The organism is Streptococcus sp. SN3, assembly GCF_030439905.1.
Genome location: NZ_JAQFJF010000001.1, coordinates 78539 through 102358, shown reverse-complemented (window position 1 = coordinate 102358; position 23820 = coordinate 78539). Strand labels below are relative to the sequence as shown.

Annotated in this window: 9 protein-coding genes; all 9 read right to left on the bottom strand. The window is 45.6% G+C overall.

Annotation, left to right across the window (positions count from 1 at the left end; translation table 11 throughout):
• Positions 1 to 109: 109 nt before the first annotated feature.
• The 9 genes from PCY71_RS00355 to PCY71_RS00315 all read right to left on the bottom strand — a co-directional run bounded on the left by PCY71_RS00355 (position 110) and on the right by PCY71_RS00315 (position 23820).
• On the bottom strand, positions 110 to 6010 hold the full coding sequence (locus tag PCY71_RS00355) for a CshA/CshB family fibrillar adhesin-related protein (protein WP_301412360.1): 5901 nt from the start codon (positions 6008 to 6010) through the stop codon (positions 110 to 112).
• 210 nt (positions 6011 to 6220) lie between these two features.
• Entirely contained in the window at positions 6221 to 16378 is a 10158-nt protein-coding gene (locus PCY71_RS00350; protein WP_301412359.1) for a CshA/CshB family fibrillar adhesin-related protein, read from the bottom strand.
• Between the two features lie 172 nt (positions 16379 to 16550).
• On the bottom strand, positions 16551 to 17045 hold the full coding sequence (locus PCY71_RS00345; RefSeq protein ID WP_032913558.1) for a flavodoxin family protein: 495 nt from the start codon (positions 17043 to 17045) through the stop codon (positions 16551 to 16553).
• Positions 17046 to 17119: 74 nt separating this feature from the next.
• A complete protein-coding gene (gene budA / locus PCY71_RS00340; protein ID WP_002904263.1) occupies positions 17120 to 17839 on the bottom strand; it encodes an acetolactate decarboxylase in 720 nt (239 codons plus the stop codon).
• 150 nt (positions 17840 to 17989) lie between these two features.
• Positions 17990 to 19219, bottom strand: a complete 1230-nt coding sequence (locus tag PCY71_RS00335; protein ID WP_002904262.1) for a tetratricopeptide repeat protein — start codon at positions 19217 to 19219, stop codon at positions 17990 to 17992.
• Positions 19206 to 20384, bottom strand: a complete 1179-nt coding sequence (locus PCY71_RS00330; protein ID WP_002904261.1) for an AI-2E family transporter — start codon at positions 20382 to 20384, stop codon at positions 19206 to 19208. The genes PCY71_RS00335 and PCY71_RS00330 overlap by 14 nt, the downstream gene beginning before the upstream one ends.
• A gap of 170 nt (positions 20385 to 20554) precedes the next feature.
• Positions 20555 to 21928: a cell wall metabolism sensor histidine kinase WalK gene (locus tag PCY71_RS00325; protein WP_048774436.1), complete on the bottom strand. Its 1374-nt coding sequence runs from the start codon at positions 21926 to 21928 to the stop codon at positions 20555 to 20557.
• Positions 21925 to 22581 carry a response regulator transcription factor gene (locus PCY71_RS00320; RefSeq protein ID WP_002897805.1) on the bottom strand — a complete coding sequence of 219 codons (657 nt, stop codon included), beginning with the start codon at positions 22579 to 22581 and terminating at the stop codon, positions 21925 to 21927. The genes PCY71_RS00325 and PCY71_RS00320 overlap by 4 nt, the downstream gene beginning before the upstream one ends.
• 21 nt (positions 22582 to 22602) lie before the next feature.
• On the bottom strand, positions 22603 to 23820 hold the full coding sequence (locus PCY71_RS00315) for an ABC transporter permease (protein WP_002897806.1): 1218 nt from the start codon (positions 23818 to 23820) through the stop codon (positions 22603 to 22605).

The following is a 23820-nucleotide window of genomic DNA, read 5'->3' as shown; positions in this document are numbered from 1 at the left end:
ATGCTATCATGAAGTTTTTAAGATCTATTTCTTTGAATATAAAGAAAAAAGATTCACTAATGAATCTTTCCTCTTTTAATTCAGGTGTTAGAACCTAAGTTCTCACCTCTTAGTCTTCAGACTTTTTCTTCCGCTTCTCTAAGCCAATCAGTCCCAAACCTGATACTCCAGCAAGTAAGCTTGCAGCTAAGTATGAAGTTTCTTCTGTACCGGTCTTAGGAAGGGATTTTGCACCCGCACTCTTAGAAAGTGATGGAGGTGCAGGCGTAATCGTCCGCTCTGGCTGAACAGGATTTTCTGTCACAGTCGGAACGTAGACTGCTGAAATAGTTTGACCATTGCGGTCTTTGCGAATCACTGTCACGCCGTCAGCTTGGCCGACAAAGCCAGCTTCCGGTACAAAGGTCACAGTGCCATCTGGAGCAATCGTGTAAGTACCTTGGCCTGGAACAACCTTTTCAGTACTGCCATCCTCGAAAGTTGGAGGAACGGTTGGATCCACGTCTCCTTCAAAGATTGGTTTACCAGTCTGCGGCTGGCCTTTGAGACCGGTGCTGCCGGTATCTTCTGTGGCAGTACTTCCCAAAACAGTTGGGGTATAGGTTGCCGTCACGGCATTGCCATAAATATCTGAACGCTTCACGACAACTCCGCGAGCAGTTCCGACAAAGTCGGCTTCCGGTACAAAGGTTACTGCTCCCAGAACGGTAAAGCTATATGTTCCCTCACCTGGGACAACCATTTCGGTGCTACCATCCGCAAAGGTCGGTGCTACGGCTTGGTCAATCGCCCCTTCAAAGGTTGGCGTGCCCGTTTGAGCTTGACCTTTGCGACCGCTAGATACACTGTCCTGACTGGTTGATGGTTCAACCACGGTCGGAACATAGCGAGCCGTCACTGAGGTGCCATTCTTATCACGACGGACAAGAGTCACACCAGTACCCTGACCAAGGAAATCAGCTTCTGGAGTGAATGTGACTGTTCCATCTGGTGCGATAGTATAAGTTCCCTGACCCGGAATGGTCTTTTCCTTACTTCCATCTTCAAAGGCTGGCTCGACTGACTCATCAATTGGAACCAATGGATCACCTGCTTCGAAGACAGGTGTGCCTGTTTGAACATGGCCCTTGATATTTGTAGATGTGGTATCTTTACCAGTCGGAGTTACCTTAGTATACTCTGGACTGTATGTAGCAGTGACTGGAGTGCCGTTCTTATCGACACGTTTTACAGTAATTGGATCTGGTTTACCTACAAACTGCTTGTCTGGGGTGAAGGTCACTGAGCCATCTAGGGCAATCGTGTAAGTTCCTTGACTTGGAATTACTTTTTCCTTGCTGCCATCGTCGAAGGTTGGCTCGACCGTTTCGTCAATTGAAACCAGTGAATCGCCACCTTGGAAGGTTGGGGTACCTGTTTGAGGGACACCTTGAGGACCTGTGCTAGTTGCACCAGTTCCTGCAGGAGTTACCTTAGTGAATTCTGGGCTGTAAGTTGCCGTTACTGGTGTGCCATTCTTATCCACACGTTTCACAGTGATAGGATCTGGCTTGCCTACAAATTGCTTGTCTGGAGTGAAGGTCACTGCGCCATCTGGAGCAATGGTGTAAGTACCTTGACCTGGAATGTTCTTTTCCTTGCTGCCATCTTCGAAAGTTGGCTCCACGGTTTCGTCAATTGGAACCAGTGGATCGCCACCTTGGAAAGTTGGAGTACCCGTTTGAGGAACACCCTGAGGGCCAGTGCTGGTCGCATTGGCACCTGTAGGAATCGCTTTCGTGAACTCTAGACTGTAGGTCGCAGTCACTGGTGTGCCATTCTTATCAACACGTTTCACAGTGATTGGATCTGGTTTGCCTACAAATTGCTTGTCTGGGGTGAAAGTCACTGCACCATCTGGAGCAATCGTGTAAGTTCCTTGACCTGGAATAGTCTTCTTCTTGCTTCCATCTTCGAAGGTTGGCTCCACTGTGTCATCGATTGGAACAAGTGGATCACCACCTTGGAAAGTTGGAGTGCCTGTTTGCGGAACACCCTGAGGACCTGTGCTAATCGCATTGGTGCTAGTTGGCGTAACCTTAGTAAACTCTAGGCTGTAAGTTGCCATTACTGGAGTGCCATTCTTATCAACACGTTTCACAGTGATTGGATCTGGTTTACCTACAAATTGCTTGTTTGGGGTGAAGGTCACTGCGCCATCTGGGGCAATGGTGTAAGTTCCTTGACCTGGAATAGTCTTCTTCTTGCTGCCATCTTCAAAGGTCGGCTCAACGGTTTCATCAATTGGAACTAGTGGATCACCACCCGCAAAGATCGGGGTGCCAGTTTGAGGGACACCTTGAGGTCCTGTGCTAGTCGCATTAGTACCTACCGGTGTAACCTTAGTAACAGTTGGTGTGTAAGTTGCGGTTACTTCAGTTCCATTCTTATCTACACGTTTTACTGTAACTGGTGTTGGTGTACCAACATACTGTTTCTCAGGTGTAAAGGTGATAGAACCATCTGAGTTGATGGTGTATACCCCTACTCCCTGAACAGTCTTCTTAGGCTGGCCATCTTCGAAGGTCATTGGAGAATCCATATCAATTGGAACAGCTTGGTCACCGCCTGCAAAGGTTGGGGTACCGGTTTGAGGCACACCCTGAGGACCTGTACTAGTCGCATTGGTGCTGGTTGGAATTACTTGAGTCACTGTAGGTTGGTAAACTGCTTCTGCTGTAGATCCGTTCTTATCACTTACACGAAGACGCGCAGGAGTTGGCGTCCCATGGAAATCAGGTGCAGGTTGGAAGCTAATATCTCCATTAGCTTGAACAGTGTAAGTTCCTTGTAGCTTGCCACTTGCATCATGGACAGGCAGACTATTAGCTTGTTGAATTTGCCCATTAACTACAAATTGTGGTCCCTCTGGCGCTAAAGGCACCGTCGCATTCTGTCCATTAATACTTGCTTGACCTGGAGTAAAGTTTAGGTGACTCGTTTGAAGTTTCCCTTGTAAACCAGTAGACTGTGTATCTTGACCTGTTGGGGTTGCGGCCTTAACTTCGGCTTGATAAGCAGCGGTTACTTCTGTCCCGTTCATATCAACACGTTTAACAGATTCAGCACTTGGACGGCCAGTGTAGTTAGGAACCGGTTGGAAGGTTACACGACCTGAGTTATCAACCATATAAGTTCCGACATTCGGAACAACCTTAGTTGTTTGACCGTTATCAAAAGTTGGAGCAACTGCCTCATTAATTGGCACACGATTATCACCTGGCGTAAAAATCAAATTACCAGATTGTTCAGCACCTTGAATACCTTCAGAGTTTGCGCCTTGTGCTGTTGGAACAACACGAGTTACTGTTGGTTGATAGGTTGCACGGTGCTCTGTCCCATCGGTATCATGCAATTGTAGGTTAACAGGGTCAACTGTCCCCACAAATGACTTATTCGGAGTGAAAGTCACACGCCCAGTAGCTGGATCTAACTCAAAGGTTCCCACTTCTTGGCCTTGCGAGGTTGCCTTAGCGCTTGTTCCAACAATACGATTGCCATCAGCATCCAAGAAAAAGACAGGATTCGTTGCAGATGGTTGAACAGGTGTCTTAGCAGGATTGCCATCATTAAAGACAATATTCTGCACTTGAGGCAAACCTTGTGCATCCGTCGAACGATGTTCCGTGAAATTCAAAACAGTCGGAATATAGCGAGCATCCATATTATTCAACTTATCATTGATAACAGGTTCTCCATTATTCTTCGCAATCCAATCTGTACTTGCACTATTAGTATCGACACGGCGGATATTAATTCCTTGAGTAGTACCGATAAAGCCAGTGCTAGGTTCAAATATCACATCCACATTTGCACCCTTGGCTGTTACTTTATATCGTCCCTCAGCAGTACTGTACCAACCGTCTCCATCTGCTGTTAATGTATGGCCAGCATTATCCAAAACGACAGGTGCTACAGTTGTATCAATAGCCGCTTTCTTGCTTTCATCATTTTGATCAATACCTTGAGGTGTAAACTGAAGAGTCGCGGTCTGTCGCTGGCCGATTATTCCCGTACTTTCCTTCTTTTCTCCCTTTGGCGGATAGGTCAAGATGACTTCTAAATCCTCTACTTCACCACTAAAGGCTGTTCCCGTAGGTTTTTCAATATCTCCCTTATTCAGGGCGATGCGGACCCGCATTCCCAGCTTGCTAACTGCAGGATTGGTCATCGCTGGATTATTCTTAAAATTAACAGTATAGTCACCAGCTATTGTTACTTCAGTAAATTCGCTGGCCTCATTTTCATCAAAAACACCGTTTTGATTGAAATCAATCCAAGCACGGACATAGGCCTTGCTATTGCCATTGGCAGAGGCTTGCAGGCGAACTGAGTAGTCACCATTTTGAAGACGATTGACTCGGAAAAGGTTATTCGTCTTACCGGTCAAATCAGAAGGCAAGAGCTGATCAACCCCTTCGTCTGCGTGATCAGTATTGTCATCATGCTTCCAGTCATTACCCGAAGTAGTATCAATATCAGCTTCAACTCGACCCAAGAATGGCTGAGGAGTTCTTGCACCTGTATTGGCATCATAACCAGAAATAGCATGAACAGCATTTCCATAAGAAGCCGGTGCATCTCCCTCATCAACTACCATAAAACCAATCATAGCAGCTTGCTGACCAGAAGAAGCAATATAAATTCCAACTTCTGAAGCACCACGTGTCATCACAATCGGAACAGTGCGATCTTTAGAAGTATTAGGACCAAAGACCTGAGAGCCCAAGCCTCCTGTTTTTTGATCTGGATTAGTAAAAGCAGTCCAGTCGATTACAGGTATAGTCGCATTATCCCCTATATATTGTCCATATCTGTTAGGGTTCATCGGTGCATAAGTGTCGGTAATTACAGACCCATCTGGCCGAACACGTTTCCATTCTGCCAAGTGTTCCCATCCTTGGCCATTAGTCGTGAAGATAGCATACTCCCCTGGGTTGGCCTCTTCTCCATCTGCCATGATAACCGTCGCTTTTACAGGTTTCCCAAGGTAAGTCGCTTCTACCTTGAATTTTATACCGTAGCTAGCACCATTTTTAGGAACTTGTAATTGAGTCTTTCGACCATTGGTGTTAATCCCTTGGTCTCGGACGGCTGTCCATTGATTCTGTTCCGAACCTATAATTTTGGGTCTAGCCGAATCTCCCTCGGCTTCTTGCTTTCTATAGTCTTCGTTTACATATCTGAACCAAGTGTTTTTCGCATTCGGATCATAGCTGTTTTCATACTCAGTACCCTTAACGCGGTCACGATAAACCTCTGTTGAGTGGAAAGGTTTTAATTCCGTCACTGTCAGTTTGATACGATAACCTGGAGAAATTTCTTTCTCATAGACAGTACCAACTTTAAAGGAATCATCCGTATCTAAGTTACTGATGGCGCTTCTATCACCAAGATCCAGCCAGTTGATCTGCTTCATCAACTCCGTTGGGTTCTTTTTTTCAGAGTCAGCCAAAGTAGGCTTCTCAATTGTGTTGTTAGGATCACCATCTCGCAGACCAGTAGGTGCAGCATCCCGTCTTACCCGACGAGAGCGACTAGACTGAGCTGTCTCTGCGACTGCTGCTGGTTGAGCAGGAGCTGGTTGGGTATTCTCCTCAGACTTAACTTCTGTGGGAACACCTGCTTGTGAAGAGGCAGTTTCTGCAGCCGGCTGCTCACTTGTTGACTTGCCATCTGAATCAGGCCTTGTAGTCGTTACAGCAGATGTATCTTCTGCCTGAGCTGAAATAGTGGCAGGATTACTTTCCTCAGCTGGTGAATTTAGCGGCTCTGCAGTACTTACTGAGGAATCAGCTATACCTGTTTGAGAAACGTCGTTTTGAGTCCCAGAAGAAACAGTCTCATCAGCACTAACCTGCGCAGCTGCTCCCAAAAGAAGCAAGGTCGATAAGAGCACAGAACAAACACCGACGTTTAGTTTTCGAATCGAAAACTTACGCAGGTGTGGATTAAACAAATCTTTTCCCATAATAATCTCCTAAATAATCATTTAAATTGCAGATTTTATTATACACTATTCTATTTTAGTTATCCATATATATAACTATAATTGTAAGAAACCAACATTATAATTAGACACTTTATTGAAAACAGTCTATTTTTAACAAAGAAAGAGGAAAGATCCATAAACGAATCTTTCCTCTTTTAATTTAGTATCTGAAACCTAAATTCTTAATTTTTAGTCTTCAGACTTTTTCTTTCTCTTCTCTAAGCCAATCAGACCCAAACCTGATACTCCCGCAAGTAAGCTTGCAGCTAAGTATGAGGTTTCTTCTGTACCTGTCTTAGGAAGGGATTTTGCACCCTCACTCTTAGAAAGAGACGGTGGTGCAGGCGTAATCGTCCGCTCTGGCTGAACAGGATTTTCTGTCACAGTTGGAACGTAAACCGCTGAAATCGTCTGACCATTACGATCTTTGCGAATCACTGTCACACCGTCAGCTTGACCGACAAAGCCCGTTTCCGGTACAAAAGTCACAGTGCCATCTGGCGCAATCGTGTAAGTACCTTGGCCTGGAACAACCTTTTCAGTACTGCCATCCTCGAAAGTTGGAGGAACAGTTGGATCCACGTCGCCTTCAAAGATTGGTTTACCAGTCTGCGGCTGGCCTTTGAGACCCGTGCTGCCGGTATCTTCTGTGGCAGTACTTCCCAAAACAGTTGGGGTATAGGTAGCCGTCACGGCATTGCCATAAATATCTGAACGCTTCACGACGACTCCGCGAGTAGTTCCGACAAAGTCTGCTTCCGGTACGAAAGTCACTGCCCCCAGCATAGTGAAACGATAAGTTCCTTCTCCCGGGACAACCATTTCGGTGCTGCCATCCGCAAAGGTAGGTGCTACTGCCTGGTCAATCGCCCCTTCAAAGGTTGGCGTGCCCGTTTGAGCTTGGCCCTTGCGGCCGCTAGATACACTGTCCTTGCTAGTTGATGGTGCAACTACGGTAGGAACATAACGAGCTGTAACTGTGGTGCCATTCTTATCGCGACGGACAAGGGTCACACCGCTTCCCTGACCAAGGAAATCAGCATCTGGAGTAAAGGTGACTGTGCCATCTGGTGCGATAGTATAAGTTCCCTGACCCGGAATAGTTTTTTCCTTGCTTCCGTCTTCGAAACTTGGTGCAATCGTCTCATCAATTGGAACCAATGGATCACCTGCTTCGAAGATAGGTTTGCCGGTTTGAACATGACCTTTGATATTTGTAGATGTGGTATCTTTACCAGTTGGGACTACTGCTTTCACTATCGCTTGATATTTGACAATAACAGGAGTTCCGTTAGCGTCTAAACGAATCAATCCCAATTCTGATGTTTCACCCTTGAATTGTTTTATTGGAGTGAAAGTCACCTTGTTATCGGCATCCACTTCGAACTTACCAACATTTGGTACTTCTTTAATATTCTTTCCGTTACCAAAAAGTGGAGTCGAACCAGCGGGGAATGGAACTAATTTATGTCCTGGCGTGAAAGTCACTTGACCTTTTTGAACCTGACCTTGCAAACCTTCTGTCTTAGTACCGGTGCCTGTTGGAGTTACCTTGGTAAACTCTGGACTGTAGGTCGCTGTCACTGGTGTGCCGTTCTTATCCACTCGTTTCACAGTGATTGGATCTGGTTTGCCTACAAATTGCTTGTTTGGCGTGAAGGTCACTGCGCCATCCGGAGTGATGGTATACGTTCCTTGACCTGGAATGGTCTTCTTCTTGCTTCCATCTTCAAAGGTTGGCTCAACAGTCTCATCAATCGGAACTAGTGGGTCCGCACCTTTGAAAGTTGGAGTGCCTGTTTGCGGAAGACCTTGTGGGCCAGTGCTCGTCACGGTGGTACTTGTTGGAGTTACCTCTTTCACTACTGCTTGGTACTTAACTGTAACAGGGGTACCATTGACATCAGTGCGAGTCAATTCAAGTTCTGGTGTTTCACCCTTGAATTGTTTGTCTGGAGTGAAAGTAACCTTGCCGTCTGCATCCACTTCGAACTTACCAACATTCGGCACTTCTTTGACAGAAGAACCATTATCAAACAGTGGAGTCGAATCCGTTGGGAATGGAACAGAATCATGGCCCGGAGTGAAGGTGACTTTGCCTTCTTGAACTTGGCCTTGCAAGCCTTCTGTTTTAGTGCCGGTACCTGTTGGAGTCACCTTGGTAAACTCTGGAATGTAAGTCGCAGTTACTGGAGTACCATTCTTATCCACACGTTTCACAGTGATTGGATCAGTTTTGCCTACGAATTGCTTCTCTGGAGTAAAGGTCACTGAGCCATCTGGAGTAATGGTGTAAGTTCCCTGACCTGGAATAGTCTTTTCCTTGCTGCCATCGTCGAAGCTTGGCTCAATTGTTTCATCAATCGGAACTAGTGGGTCACCACCTGTGAAGGTTGGAGTACCCGTTTGAGGAACACCCTGAGGACCAGTGCTGGTTGCGGTAGTTCCTATCGGGGTCACTTTCTCAACTGTAGGTGTGTACTTAGCGGTCACTGGCGTACCATTTTTGTCCACTCGCTTAACAACAACTGGGTCTGGTGTGCCAACAAATTGCTTGTCTGGTGTGAAAGTAACAGAACCATCTGGTGCCACTTCAAAAGTACCGACATTTGGAACTTCCTTGCGTTTGCTTCCATCATCAAAAGTCGCTGGAGCATCATTATCCATTGGTACATCTGGATTGCCACTGACAAAGTTTGGCTTACCTGTCTGTGGACGTCCTTGTTTACCAGTGCTGGTTGAGGTAGTACCTGTCGGAGTGACTTCTTTCACTACTGCTTGGTACTTGACAGTTGCTGGTGTTCCATTAGCATCAGTCCGAGTCAATTCGAATTCAGGTGTTTCACCCTTGAATTGTTTGTCTGGAGTGAAGGTGACCTTGCCATCTGCATCCACTTCGAACTTACCGACATTCGGTACTTCTTTGACAGAAGAACCATTGTCAAATAACGGAGTCGAACCAGCAGGAAATGGAACTGAATCATGGCCAGGTATGAAGGTCACTTTACCTTCTTGGACCTGACCTTGCAAGCCTTCTGTCTTAGTACCGGTTCCTGTCGGAGTTACAGCAGTCACAGTCGCTTGATAGTTAGCCTTAGCTACTGTACCATTGGCATCGGCACGGCTGAGTTCGATTTCTGGTGTCTTACCGACAAAGGTTTTGACTGGAGTAAAGGTAACATTACCCTCCATATCAACCTCGAACTTACCGACTTTGGCAATTTCTTTGACATTCGTGCCAGTATCAAAGACTGGTGTGCTGTCGGTTGGGAAGCCGACTTGCGGACTTCCGGCTTCAAAAGTAACCTTTCCTTTTTGAACTTGGCCTTGAAGCCCCTCTGTCTGAGCACCTGTCGCTCTTGGTGTGACTTTTTCAACAGTAGGCGTGTACTTTGCTGTCACAGGAGTGCCATTCTTGTCCACTCGCTTAACAGTTACCGGATCTGGTGTACCAACATATTGCTTGTCCGGTGTGAAAGTGACAGATCCATCTGGTGCTACTTCAAAGGTACCGACATTTGGTACTTCCTTGCGTTTGCTTCCATCATCGAAAGTCGCTGGTGTATCATTATCCAGTGGTACATTCGGGTCGCCACCAACAAAGTTTGGTTTACCCGTTTGTGGTCGGCCTTGTGGACCAGTGCTAGTTGAGGTAGTACCTGTCGGAGTGACTTCTCTCACTACCGCTTGGTACTTAACTGTAACAGGGGTACCATTGACATCAGTCCGAGTCAATTCAAGTTCCGGTGTTTCCCCCTTGAATTGTTTGTCTGGAGTGAAAGTCACCTTGCCATCCGCATCCACTTCGAACTTACCAACATTCGGTACTTTCTTCACTGTTGAATTGTTATCAAAAAGCGGAGTCGAACCAGCCGGGAATGGAACTGAATCATGACCAGGCGTGAAGGTCACTTTGCCTTCTTGGACTTGGCCTTGAAGACCTTCTGTTTTAGTGCCGGTACCTGTTGGAGTCACCTTGGTAAACTCTGGACTGTAAGTCGCAGTTACTGGAGTACCATTCTTATCCACTCGTTTCACAGTGATTGGATCTGGTCTGCCTACAAACTGCTTCCCTGGCGTGAAGGTCACTGATCCATCTGGAGTAATGGTGTAAGTTCCCTGACCTGGAATCTTCTTCTCCTTACTTCCATCTGCAAAGGTTGGCTCAACTGTTTCATCGATTGGAACCAGTGGATCTCCACCCTCAAAGGTTGGGGTACCAGTTTGTGGACGGCCTTGTGGACCGGTGCTAGTCGCGTCGGTGCCTGTTGGAGTTACTTTAGTGAACTCTGGACTGTAGGTCGCAGTCACTGGTGTGCCGTTCTTGTCCACTCGCTTCACTGTGATTGGGTCCGGTGTGCCTACAAACTGCTTCTCTGGCGTGAAAGTCACTACGCCATCTGGAGTGATGGTGTAAGTTCCCTGACCTGGAATCTTCTTCTCCTTACTTCCATCTGCAAAGGTTGGCTCAACTGTTTCATCAATTGGAACTAGTGGGTCCGCAGCTTTGAAGATTGGAGTTCCTGTTTGCGGGATACCTTGTGGACCGGTGCTCGTAACGGTGGTAGCTGTTGGAGTTACTTCTTTCACTACCGCTTGGTACTTAACTGTTACTGGTGTTCCGTTGGCATCCACACGAATAATTCCTAATTCTGGTGTTTCACCCTTGAACTGTTTGTCTGGAGTAAAAGTTACAGTGCCATCAGCATCCACTTCGAACTTACCGATATTTGGTACTTCTTTAATATTTTTTCCGTTACCAAATAGCGGAGTTGAACCTGATGGGAACGGAACTAATTCATGGCCTGGCGTGAAGGTGACATGACCTTTTTGAACCTGACCTTGCAAGCCCTCTGTCCTGTCACCAGTACCTGTCGGAGTAACAGCTGTCACAGTTGCTTGGTAATTGGCCTTGGCTACTGTACCATTAACATCGGCACGGCTGAGTTCAACTCCTGGTGTCTTACCGACAAACGATTTGACTGGTGTGAAGGTAACATTACCATCCGCATCAACCTCGAACTTACCGACTTTGGCAATTTCTTTGACGTTCGTGCCAGTATCAAATACCGGTGTGCTGTCGGTTGGGAAGCCGACTTGCGGACTTCCTGCTTCAAAAGTAACCTTGCCTTTTTGAACTTGGCCTTGAAGCCCCTCTGTCTGAGCACCTGTCGCTCTTGGAGTCACTTTTTCAACTGTTGGCGTATACTTAGCTGTCACAGGAGTGCCATTTTTGTCCACTCGCTTAACAACAACTGGATCTGGCGTCCCAACATATTGCTTATCTGGGGTAAAAGTAACAGAACCGTCTGGTGCCACTTCAAAGATACCGACATTTGGAACAACCTTGCGCTTGCTTCCGTCATCGAAAGTAGCCGGAGTATCATTATCCAGTGGTACTCCCGGAGTGCCGCTCACGAAGTTTGGCTTGCCTGTTTGTGGACGGCCTTGCTCACCAGTGCTGGTGATATTTGTTCCCGTTGGAACCACTTCTTTCACCACTGCTTGGTATTTGACGGTAACAGGAGTGCCATTCACATCTGCTCGAACTAATGTCAGCTCAGGAGTGGTTCCCTTAAACTGCTTGTCTGGCGTGAAAGTCACCTTGCCATTGGCATCCACTTCAAATTTACCAACGGTTGGAATCTCTTTAACAGTCAAACCATTGTCAAAGAGCGGAGTTGTTTCAGCTGGGAATGGAACTGAGGCATGACCAGGTGTGAAGCTAACATGGCCTTCTTGAACCTGACCTTGCAAGCCCTCTGTCTTGTCACCAGTACCTGTTGGAGTTACCTTGGTAAACTCTGGACTGTAAGTCGCAGTGACTGGTGTACCATTCTTATCGACACGTTTTACAGTGATTGAATCTGGCTTTCCTACAAACTGCTTCTCTGGTGTGAAGGTCACTGTGCCATCTGGTGCAATGGTGTAAGTTCCCTGACCTGGAATAACCTTTTCCTTGCTGCTATCGTCAAAGCTTGGCTCAACTGCTTCATCAATCGGAACCAGTGGATCGCCACCTTGGAAAGTTGGGGTACCCGTTTGCAGAAGACCTTGAGGACCAGTGCTAGTCACATTAGTTCCTGTTGGAGTTACAGATGTAACCGTCGCGATATAAGTGACTTTCGCGGCAATACCATTTGCATCTTTGCGAGAAATGCTAATTTCTGGTGTTTCACCCTTAAACTGTTTGTCTGGCGTGAAGGTGACATTGCCCTCCGAATCTACTTCGAACTTACCAACTTTGGCAATTTCTTTCACATTTGTACCTGTATCAAAGACTGGCGTGCTGCTGGCTGGGAATCCTACTTTAGGATCGCCAGCTTTAAAAGTTACACGTCCCTTTTGAACTTGGCCTTGCGGACCTTCTGTCTGATCTCCAGTTCCCGTCGGAGTCACAGCGGTCACAGTCGCTCGATATTTGGCCTTAGCTACTGTACCGTTGACATCTGTACGGCTGAGTTCAACTTCAGGAGTTTTACCTACAAAGGTTTTGACTGGAGTAAAGGTGACATTACCCTCTCCATCCACTTCGAACTTACCGACTTTGGCAATTTCTTTCATATTCGTGCCGGTGTCAAAGACTGGCGTGCTGTTTTCTGGGAAACCAACTTGAGGACTTCCTGGTTCAAAAGTAACCTTGCCTTTTTGAACTTGACCTTGTGGGCCTTTTGTCTGAGCACCTGTTGCTCTTGGAGTCACTTTCTCAACAGTAGGCGTGTACTCAGCTGTCACAGGAGTGCCATTCTTATCTACACGCTTAACAACAACTGGGTCTGGTGTACCAACATATTGCTTGTCCGGTGTGAAAGTGACAGATCCATCTGGTGCCACTTCAAAGATACCGACATTTGGAACAACCTTGCGCTTGCTTCCATCGTCGAAAGTCGCAGGAGTGTCATTATCCAGTGGTACATCTGGGTTGCCACTGACAAAGTTTGGCTTACCAGTCTGTGGACGGCCTTGTTTACCAGTGCTGGTGATGTTTGTCCCAGTTGGAGTTACAGCAGTGACTGTCGCCTTGTAGATAGCTGTAGCTGTGCTGCCATTCCTATCTGTACGAGTAATCCTAATATCTGGCGTAAGGCCTTTAAATTGTTTCTCTGGAGTAAAGGTTACATTTCCATTCACAGCCACTTCAAACTTACCAACAGTAGGCACTTCTTTAACAGTCGAACCATTGTCGAAGAGTGGAGTGGAGTCAGCTGGAAAGGCCACCGTTTGTTTTTGACCGTTGACTTGCGCAGAACCTTCTGTGAAGCTGACTTTTCCTCGCTGAACTTGACCTTGTATGCCACTGGTTTCAGCATTCGTCGCACTTGGTGCTGCTGCTTTGACATCAGCCTGATAGGTTGCTATTACTTCTGTTCCATTGACATCTACTCGCTTGATAGTCTCTGCCGCTGGACGTCCAGTATAAGTCGGTAGTGGAGTGAAGGTAACTAGGCCTTGATTATCCACCTGATAGGTACCAACACCATCAACTATTTTAGTTTGGCTGTTATTATCAAAGGTTGGCAACTTCTTGCTATCAATAGGCACACGATTATTGCCTGGATTGAAGGTCAATTGCCCTGTCTGAACTGCACCTTGAATGCCCTCGCTGCTGGCACCTTGAGCAGATGGTCTAACAGGAGTCACCTTTGGCTGATAAACAGCTTGGTGCGGAATACCTTTGCCATCAATCATTTGAACAGACACAGGATCTACTGTACCAACAAAGTTTTTGTTTGGTTTGAAAGTAATCTTACCTGTTGCAGGTTGGACTTCAAAACGACCGACTTCCTGACCATTTGATAAAGCTGGAACTCTAGTATCATCTGTAGTCGTTCCATCCGCTTTCACAAATTTTACAGGATTTGCTGCCGTCGGACTTGCCGGAGTTTTGCCAGCATCACCATCATTAAAGACAGGCGTCTTTTCTTGCGTTAATCCTTGAGCATCCGTTGTTTCATACTTAGGAACATTCAGCACAGTTGGCACATAGCGTCCATCCATGGTGTTGAGCTGGTCATTGATGACTGCTTCAGCCTGATTTTTGGCAATCCAATCTGTACTTGCTCCATTAGTATCAAAACGACGGATGTTAATTCCCTGGGCTGTGCCGATAAAGCCAGCTTTAGGCTCATATACCACATCTACATCAGGACCGTTTGCAGTTACTTTATAACGGCCTTCATCAGTGTTATACCAGCCTGCTGCATCAGCTGTCAGGGCATTTCCTCTCGCATCCAATACAATCGGAGCTTTAGTAGTATCAATCGCTACTTTCTTATTCTCAGTATTTTGAGCAATCCCCTGCGGAGTAAAATGAAGAGTGGCTGTCTGTCTCTGATCACGGATTCCAGTACTTTCCTTCTTCTCACCTTTTGGTGGATAGGTCAGTTCAACTTCTAGGTCTTCCACCTCACCACTAAATGCAGTTCCGGTAGGCTTTTCAATATCTCCCTTGTTCAAGGCAATACGAACACGCATTCCCAGTTTGCTAAGTTCAGGATTGGTCATAGCTGGATTCTTCTTAAAGTTGACAGTATAATCTCCCGCAGTTGTTACTTCGGTAAATTCACTGGCTTCGTCTTCGTCAAAGACACCATTATTATTGAAGTCAATCCAGGCACGGACATAGGCTTTTTCATATCCGTTAGCCGAAGCATGGATGCGGAGAGAATAATCTCCGTCACGCAGACGGTTGACTGGAAAGAGACCATTGGTTTTCCCGACTAAATCATCAGACAAGAGCTGATTAATACCTTCATCGGCTAAATCATTCTGATCGTCATGCTTCCAGTTGTTTCCAGATGTGGTATCAATATCAGCCGCAACACGGCCCAAGAATGGCTGTGGATTTTGACCGCCAGTTTCTGCATTGTATCTTGAAATAGCATGGATAGCTTTTCCATAGGAATCCGGTGCATCCCCTTCATCGATTGCCATAAAACCAATCATCGCAGCCTGCTGGCCAGAAGAAGCTATGTAAATACCAACCTCTGATGCACCACGTGTCATGACAAGCGGAATTGTATTGTTTCTAGAAACGTTCGGTCCAAATACTTGACTTCCCAGTCCGCCAGTCTTTTGGTCCGGACTGACATAGGCCTGCCAATGAACCCCAGTACCGTCATTTCCAATAAATTGGCCTTCTGTAGTAGGCTTCATCGGCTTATAGGTTTCTGTAATCTCAGTAGTCACACCATTTGCGTCTGTAACTGTGCGCTTCCACTCAGCCAAATGTTCCCAACCCTTACCATTGGTTGTAAAGATAGCGTACTCACCAGGGTTTGCCTCTTCGCCATCAGCCATGACAACTGTTGCTTTAACTGGCTTCCCACGATATCTAGCTTCAACTTTGAACTTCACACCATAGTTGGCTTCATCTTTAGGAACCTGCAGTTGGGTCTTACGACCTTTAGTATCAATTCCCTCTGACTTAATAGCTGAATATTGATTCTGAGCAGCACCAGTAATTTTAGGACGGTAATCATCACCATACCAATACTGATAAGCATAATTATTGCTATTGTTATATTGAAGCCAAGTATTTTTTGCATTGGGATCATAACTGCTTTCGTACTCAGTTCCCTTAACTCGATCACGATAGATCTCTGTCGCATAGAAAGGTTTCAATTCCGTCACGGTCAGTTTGACCACATAGCCCGGCGAAATTTCCTTTTCATATACTGTTCCAACTTTAAAGGAGCCATCTTTATCTAGATTTCTCAGTGATTTAGTATCACCAAAATCTAGCCAGTTTACCTGCTTCATCAACTCATCAGAGCGTTTTCTTACAGATTCTTCCAGTGTTGGTTTAGAAACTGTAGGATTAGCTGTTGCATCTCTTAAAGCAGAACTAGCTTGATTGCCAGTACGAAATGATGTTCCTGTCTCCATTGGCTGGCCATTACGCTCAGACCTCAGCATAGCTGCAGAACTTGGTTTTGGCGTATATTGTACTGAATAAGAGCGAGTCTGACTAGCTTCAGCAGGTCTTGCTTCATTAGAGGTCTCAGCTGTCTGATTAGCTTCTTGTGCCTTTTCAGGTGTCGCTTGCTCTAGAGCTGCAGCTGGACTTACCAGCTGATTTTGATCAGCACTTGCTTCTAAGTTACCTGTTTCAGAAATAGCAGATGTTGCTGTATTCTCAAGAGCAGGCTGACTGACTGCTGACTCCGTCGGTTTTTCTGGCAGTGAGATATTATCATCCACAGTTCCGCTGGCAATTTCATCAGCATTTACTGTAGCCGCAGTACCTAAAAGGAAAACGGTAGATAATAATACCGAGCAAACTCCAACATTTAATTTTCGAATCGAAAATTTGTTTAAATGGGGGTTAAATAATTCTTTTCCCATAGAATCTCCTATATTAATATTTAATAGCAATAGGTATTATACACCATTTAATTTTAGTTAGCTATGGATATGACTGTAGTTGAGGGGCATAGTGTCCAAAAATAGACACCTGAAAAAAAGACTCCATTTTTAGAGCAAAATAAAGAAGATCCGCAAACGAATCTTCTTACTTTTAACCTTCCAATGATAAAACCTTATCTAATTTTTCTTTCAGGGACGTTAATTCCCAACCGTTGATTTCTTTCAGTTCATGAGTGGTTACTGCCAGCCCCTCATATTTGAGTCCGTAGTTCTGGCAAAAGCGGCTCATCACGTAGTCCAGCATTTCAATTTCTTTGCTAGGCTGAGAACCTTGCAAGAGCAGGAACACCTTTTTGCCCTTGAGTGCTTCCTGCGGCTCATGCACATCAGCCACTCGGTCCAACAGAGTTTTTAGCAGACCCGAAAAAGACCACCAATAGATAGGACTGGTAAACACCAGTACATCGGCTTGGCTCAGCTGCTCATAGACTTGAAAGAACTGATCGTTTTCTGCTGACTGGCCATATTGCTCAATATGATAGTCCACTAATTGAAGAGCCTCATAATCTCTATCTCGCAGAAAAAAGTGCCCCAGCTTAAAACTATTGCCATTCCTATTTGGGCTGGCGTTTACCAAATAAATCATAGCTTCTCTTCTCCTCTGTTCTTTTTCCAATTATATCAAAAAAAGAGGCAGCAAACAATGCTACACCCTGCGATTTACTCCGACTTCTCCATGTCTTTTTTCATCTCATCCATATTAAACTTAGCAAAGAGATACTTGCGATCCTGAACCGGAAAACGCTGATCCAGCTGGTCTACAGCGCCCAACTCGACGACACCTTCCTTGATGACAAAGTCCATGACATGACCGCCAAAAGTCAGATCATCCGATACAAAATGCAAATGATAGCCTGCCAGACTGACCCCGTGGAAAATCTCAGGCGTCCAGATACCGACAATAGTACCTGTGACATTTTCCTTACGATACTCAGGCTGATTGACCGCTACTTCTGCAAACTTTCGCTCCGTTGTAGACTTGGGAATCATCCGAACATGCATGCGGGCGAAATCACCATGAATCTTGATAGAGCGGAAAAGATTTTCCCCATCATAGTATGACTCAATCCGCTTTTCCAGCTCCTTGTCGTTCATCTCAAAGCGCTGACGGAAAATGACCTCCGCTTGGTGAGGAACCACTGCCGCATAAGGTACTGTCATATCCGGTGACACCTCAACCACTTCTGGCACTTCTCCAGATCCCTTTGCCTGATAAGCCTTACCATCGAGAATAATGAGCTCGCCATCAATAGAGTCCAGCGTTCCCAAGCCCAAATCTCCATACTGCAGCAGCTCTCCAACGGTCATACTGCCATCGTAAAGACCAGCCATCAAAGCTCCCAAAGTATTATATTGAAATAATTTGATTGGTTCTGCCATTCTTTTTCCTTAATCTTTCTCTTCCTAAAAATATTATTGCCCATCCAGCTAAGCTTTATTCATCCTTATTACATGTGCTTACTGAGTTTCTACCTCCGATCATTATACCATAAATTGCGGGAAAAGGCTGAGCGAGTGCCTCTTCAGCTCTTATAAGCTTTCATAGAGTTCCAGCATACTAGCATCATCAGGTACTAGTCTCAAGTAAGAAGCTGCAGCCCTTTTAGCTTCTTCGAATCTGCCTAGTTCTCGCAAAAGATAGACATACTGCTCTAGAAACTCTGGATTATCTTGCAATTCGCGAGCCAGTTGATTATAGAGTTCCTCTGCTTTTTCCAGATTTTCCAAAGCGTGATAAGCACGCGCCAGATTCCAGCGGGTCAAGGCATTATCAACTTCTTGCTCTGCAAATTCTAAAATATCCTCATAGCGCTCCTGCTCCAAATAAAGAGTAGTCAGTCGCAAGGCAATCTCTTCCAAATCATCCGCATCTTCCTGAGCCTGCAAGAGATAATGTTCAGCTGCTTCCTCATCATGAAGTTCATAAGAAAGCTGTGAGGCTAAAAGCAAGAGCCGAGTCTCAAAAGGATTCTTAGCCAAGCCCTGCTGGGCAAGAGTCAGGGCTTCAGCTGTTCGATGCTCCGCGTGAAGAGATAGGGCATAGCCATATTCGTAGCCTTCAAAATCCGGCGACAGCGTATCCAGTTGCTTGAAATAAAGATTGGCTTTCTGATATTCTTCCTGGTCCGCTAATATAGTTGCCAGCTCATAAACCGCAGCATCGTCATATTCCAGCTCAACTGCTTTCTCCAAAAACTCAATAGCCGCTGCAAATTTCCCAAGACTGGCATAGCAGACCCCAATCCGCTGATAGGTTGAGACGCCTGTCTGCTCAAAAATTGTACGATTATCTAGCTGGGCGTATTCCTTAATCGCCTGAGAAAAATCCCCCAACTCCAAATCTATCTCAGCCAGACCAAAGGTTACTAAAGCCTCATCAGTCAGCTCTGCTGCCTGAGCCAGTTTTTCTCGAGCTACATCAGGCAGCCCTTCTAGCTGATAGAGGTCAGCCTTAGCCAAGAGAGCAGCGACATACCAGTCACTGCTTGGCTGAATCTCCTCCAGATAGGCAAAAGCCTGCTCCAAGTCCCCATCGTCACTGGCAATAGCTGCCAGACTGACATAAGAAGCTGGATAGTCAGGAGCCAACTTTTCAAAAATACGCTTGGCCTGAGGGAAAAAGCCGATACTCTCTAAGTAATCGGCCAAATCCAATAATTCTTCTTCGCTGTCTGCAGTCAGGGCTTGCTCGAAATAGCGGTCAGCCAGAGCTAGGTTCTGTTCCTGTAAAGCTGCCAACATTTGCTCACTCTTGCTCACTGATTTCTCCTTCTTGTTCAAAATCGGCTTCGTAAAGGCCGCTTACTTTCTGATACCACTTAAAGATGGCTGCAATAGCTACCTTGGCCGAAGCATAGGCAGGAATTCCCAGGAAAACGCCCCAAATGCCAAACATAGTACCGGAAGTCAATAATACGAATAAAATCGTAATCGGATGAATGCTGAGCTGACTGCCCAAGACCAGAGGAGAAACAAAACGCCCCTCGATAGTCTGTTCAATGATGAAAACGACAATGACTTTAGCCAACATCACTGGACCGCCAGCAATCAAACCGATTGCCAGAGCCGGAAGCATGGCCAAAAAGCTGCCCAGATAAGGTACCAGATTGAGAACGCCCGCAATGACTCCAAGAGTGACACCATAGCGCAGGCCAATAATCTTGAAGAAAACAATAAACATCAGAGCTACAATGATAGCAACCGTCACCTGACCACGCACATAGTTAGCTAGCTGGCTGTTGATATCCGTCATCACTTGACCAAAGGATTCTCGGAATTTAGTTGGCAGAAACTGGGTTACATAGCCTTTCAGGTTTTTCCCGTCTCTCAGCAGGTAAAAAAGGATAAACGGCATGATGATAATAGCCACGATAATCTGCGAAGTTGTGCTAATTAAGTTCCCCGCCCAATTGACTGCCCTAGATGAAAAATTGCTGGCCCAATCGGTAATCTGGCTAGATAGATTGCTAGTGTATTCTTCAATCTGCGGCTTGAAATCTGCCGAAATATGCTTGGTCACAACATCGTCGATGAACTTGTCAGCCTGCTTCAGATAAGCCGGAACATTTCTGACAAAGGCCATGACCTGATGCTGCAAGCTAGGAATAGCAACAGCCAAGCCCCAGATAATCAAAAAAGCAATTAAAACAAAGACAATGGTAATAGCAACCAGTCGATTAATCTTGTGCTTTTCCATCCAGTCGACGATGGGATTTAACAAATAATAAAGCAGGCCAGCTAAAATAACCGGCAGCATGATTACTCCCAAAAACTCAATGACTGGGCTAAAAATAAAACTGATTTTACTAAGTATAAAAATATTCAGTCCCATCAAAAGGGTTACTAGAAATACTGTAATGGCCTTGTTATCCAAAAACCATTTAAAAAACCAAGATAGGCTAAAATCTTTTTCTTTGTGCTCCATATTCTCCTCCTTTAACTTGTCATTTCATTGTAACATTTTTCAGAGAAAAATTCTCTGCTCAGCTATAGGGAGACGCAAAAAAAGAGAGGAGCCAGAAGACTTGTATTTTTCACAAAATACAGCTTCTGACTTCTCTCTTCGGCTCCTGCAGGACCAGCTAGAATACAAGGCTATTTTTCGACAGCTGGCAGAGAAATGCTAAAGCGCATCTTCCGCCCATCAACGGCTTCAAACTGATATCGCAGACCATGCTTGTCCAAAATCTGCTGAACGATAAAGAGTCCCAGACCAGTCCCGCCATCCTTGCGATTGCGACTGTAGTCTGGCCGGTAGAAAGGCTGAAAAATCTGCTGGATTTGGTCTTTGTTTAAGACTCGTTCTGCTTCATTTTCGATGACTAGCTTACGCTCTTCCAGCCTAAGTAGAATCTGTCCACCTTCTACTGTATAATGAAAGGCATTGTCCAGAAGATTCTTGATAGCCTTGAGCAGATAGGTGCGGTTCCCCTTGACCTTCGCTTCTGCCAGCTCAACCTGAAAATGGTAGTGTCTGACATCTGCTAAAACTCGATAGGTGCTCAGATTTTCCTCCAAGACCTGCTTGAGTGAAAAGACTTCTTGTTCGGTTTCAGTCTTCATCTCTAGTTTAGAAATGGCTAAGATAGACTGGACTAACTCCGACTGCTCCTCTAGGATTTCTCGGCACTTCTGCAAGTACTTGTCTCGATCCTTGAACTCTCCTACTCCATAAATCATGCCATCGACCATCCCCATCATGCTGGTAATGGGTGTCTTGAGCTCATGCGATGTCATCCGCAAAAACTCAGCTTTTTCCCGCTCGCTTTCTGCTACCTTTTCATTTTCTAGGCGCAGAGCCTCGATACTGGTCAGTAGATTAGCATAGAGATGATTGATATCTTGGGCCAATTCGGCAATCTCATCACGCCCCTTGACCTGACAGGTCACATCTGGAGCCAGACTCGTCATTTGACGGGTGCTCTTAGAGATGGCTTTTATACGCTGACTGGAAGTCCGGCTGTAGAGATAGGCTGCCAGACCACCCAGACTCAGAGACACAAGCAAGACAAATGGATAGAGATTGAGCAAAATCCGACTAGCATCAGAAACAGGCTGTAAGGAATATTCTCCTCTCAGGACAACTTCTTTACCATCTGAAGTTCGAAAGCTTTCTGATAAACTCTTGCTCTCATAGTCGCTGTTAGCAATCGTTGGGACAATGGTCAGCTGCAGAGAACTTTCATCGCCAGCTTCGAGTGAGGGATAGAGAATAGTATTGTCTTTCGCAAGCAAGGTAAACCAAATCAGATTGCTCTTTTTACTATAATCGCTCAACAGCTCGCCGATTTGCTGACTGGACTTTCCTTTAACTTGCTTGGAAACTTGGTCAAATTCCCGCTGAGCTTCTCCACTCTTAACCTGCTGATAATACACAGGCATGGCAAAGTAAAGACTGGCTAGAACGATAGTCACCACCACGAAAATGATGGACGAGGTCAAGAGAAAGTTCTTTTTGACAATTTTCACTTGTCTTCTCCTCCAAGCTGGTAGCCCATACCTGTAATAGTTTTCAGCGGCACACCCGGAATCTTTTTACGGATATTCTTGATATGATTATCCAGTACCCGACTATCCAGCTCACTGTAACCCCAAATGGTATTCATCAGCTGATCACGGGTCACCAAGTGGCCCTTCCTCTTAGCCAGAGTCTGCAAGATTTCATATTCTTTCTTGGTCAGAGGCATCTTCTCACCCTGCCAGTAAACCGTGCAGTCATCAATAGAAACCGTCAGGTCGCCAACAGCAATCTCAGAAGCAACCGTATTTCTGCGCAGAATATTCTCAATCCGTTTGACCAAGATTAGCGGTGAAAAAGGCTTGGTTACATAATCACTGATGAGGTGGTTAAAGCTGACCAGCTGGGTATACTCGTCATCAAGTGCTGTCAAGATCATGACAGGAATCTGAGAAGTCTTGCGGATTTCCTTCAGTACTTCCAGACCGCTCTTGGTAGGAAGCATCATATCTAAGATGACCAGATCAAAGGGCTCTTCTTCAAAAGCCTGCAAAGCATCACCACCATCAAATACTGGCCTTACCTCATACTGACTTTCCTTTAAAAACTCGCAAATCACTTGATTAATCGTCGTGTCATCTTCCACCACTAGAATCTTGTGCATACTTAGATTTTTCTCCTTTACCTATTCAAATCGCAGGGCTTCGATCGGATCCAACTTGGATGCCTTCACAGCTGGCAGGAGCCCAAATACTACTCCTATTATACAACAAAAGAGCAAACTTACAAAGACAGAAAAGAGGGATAGAATATATGGATAGGCTAGAGACTGGGTGATGGCAAAGCCCGAGGCGATACCAGCCACCACGCCAATAATCCCTCCCATCAGAGTCAGGATAACTGCCTCAATCAGGAATTGCTTGAGAATAATCTTCCGCCGAGCTCCCAGAGCCTTTTTAATCCCGATTTCACGAGTCCGCTCTGTCACTGAAACCAGCATGATATTCATAACACCGATACCTCCGACTAGGAGGGATATACTGGCAATACCTGCTAGCAAGACGAAGTTAGACTTGTTGAGATTGTCCAGCTGCCGTTCAAATTCCTGCAGGTTGAGCACACCAAACATATAGTCTGACGGTGGCATTTGCTGATTGAGATAATCACTGACCTTCTTGGCCACCTTCTTCAAATCATCAGCCTTGTGGGTTTGGACAGTCACTTCAGGACTGACATTAATGGTATCAAAAATCCGATGCCACTGCTGCAGGGGAATATAGGCCACCTTTTCCGCACCAGCTGTTAAACCACTCTGCTCAGTCGACTCAAACACGCCAATGACCTTAAAGGGATTGCCCAAGACTTCCACATACTTGCCGATACCATCACCCTTTGGAAAAAGACTGTCATAAAGGGACTTTTCCAGATAGGTCACCTGCTCTTGATTTTTAAAGGCTTCTGAGTCAAATCCCTCACCTTCTAGCAGACGTTGCTGCTTGATGTCAGCGGCTGTCTGCGAAACCGCCTGAATCTTCCCAGATGACTTTTGGCTCAGGTAGTAAATCTTCTCATCTGTACCATAGGTCAGCAGAGCATTCTTGACCCCAGAGATTTCCTTAATCTTACTCAGCACATCCTCTCCCATAAAGGGAATGTAAGAAGGCTTCTGAGCTTGAGATTTCTCTGGAATGGTCGGATCGATGGCGCTTTTCTTATCATAAACGACCTTGATTGTGTTATTGTTCCCGCCAATGAGCTGACGCTTGGTATTTTCCGTATTTCCCTCAATGATAGAAAAGATAGCGATGATAGCGCCTATCCCGATGATAATCCCCAACATGGTCAGCATAGAGCGCATTTTATGCGACAAGATTGAATTCAGAGCTACAAAAATATCTTCCAT

What these genes read in the sequence shown, in the direction of transcription:
- PCY71_RS00345 (WP_032913558.1), bottom strand. Translation starts at nt 17,045, where the DNA reads ATGATTTATTTGGTAAACGCCAGCCCAAATAGGAATGGCAATAGTTTT.
- PCY71_RS00355 (WP_301412360.1), bottom strand. Translation starts at nt 6,010, where the DNA reads ATGGGAAAAGATTTGTTTAATCCACACCTGCGTAAGTTTTCGATTCGA.
- PCY71_RS00330 (WP_002904261.1), bottom strand. Translation starts at nt 20,384, where the DNA reads ATGGAGCACAAAGAAAAAGATTTTAGCCTATCTTGGTTTTTTAAATGG.
- budA (WP_002904263.1), bottom strand. Translation starts at nt 17,839, where the DNA reads ATGGCAGAACCAATCAAATTATTTCAATATAATACTTTGGGAGCTTTG.
- PCY71_RS00320 (WP_002897805.1), bottom strand. Translation starts at nt 22,581, where the DNA reads ATGCACAAGATTCTAGTGGTGGAAGATGACACGACGATTAATCAAGTG.
- PCY71_RS00315 (WP_002897806.1), bottom strand. Translation starts at nt 23,820, where the DNA reads ATGGAAGATATTTTTGTAGCTCTGAATTCAATCTTGTCGCATAAAATG.
- PCY71_RS00350 (WP_301412359.1), bottom strand. Translation starts at nt 16,378, where the DNA reads ATGGGAAAAGAATTATTTAACCCCCATTTAAACAAATTTTCGATTCGA.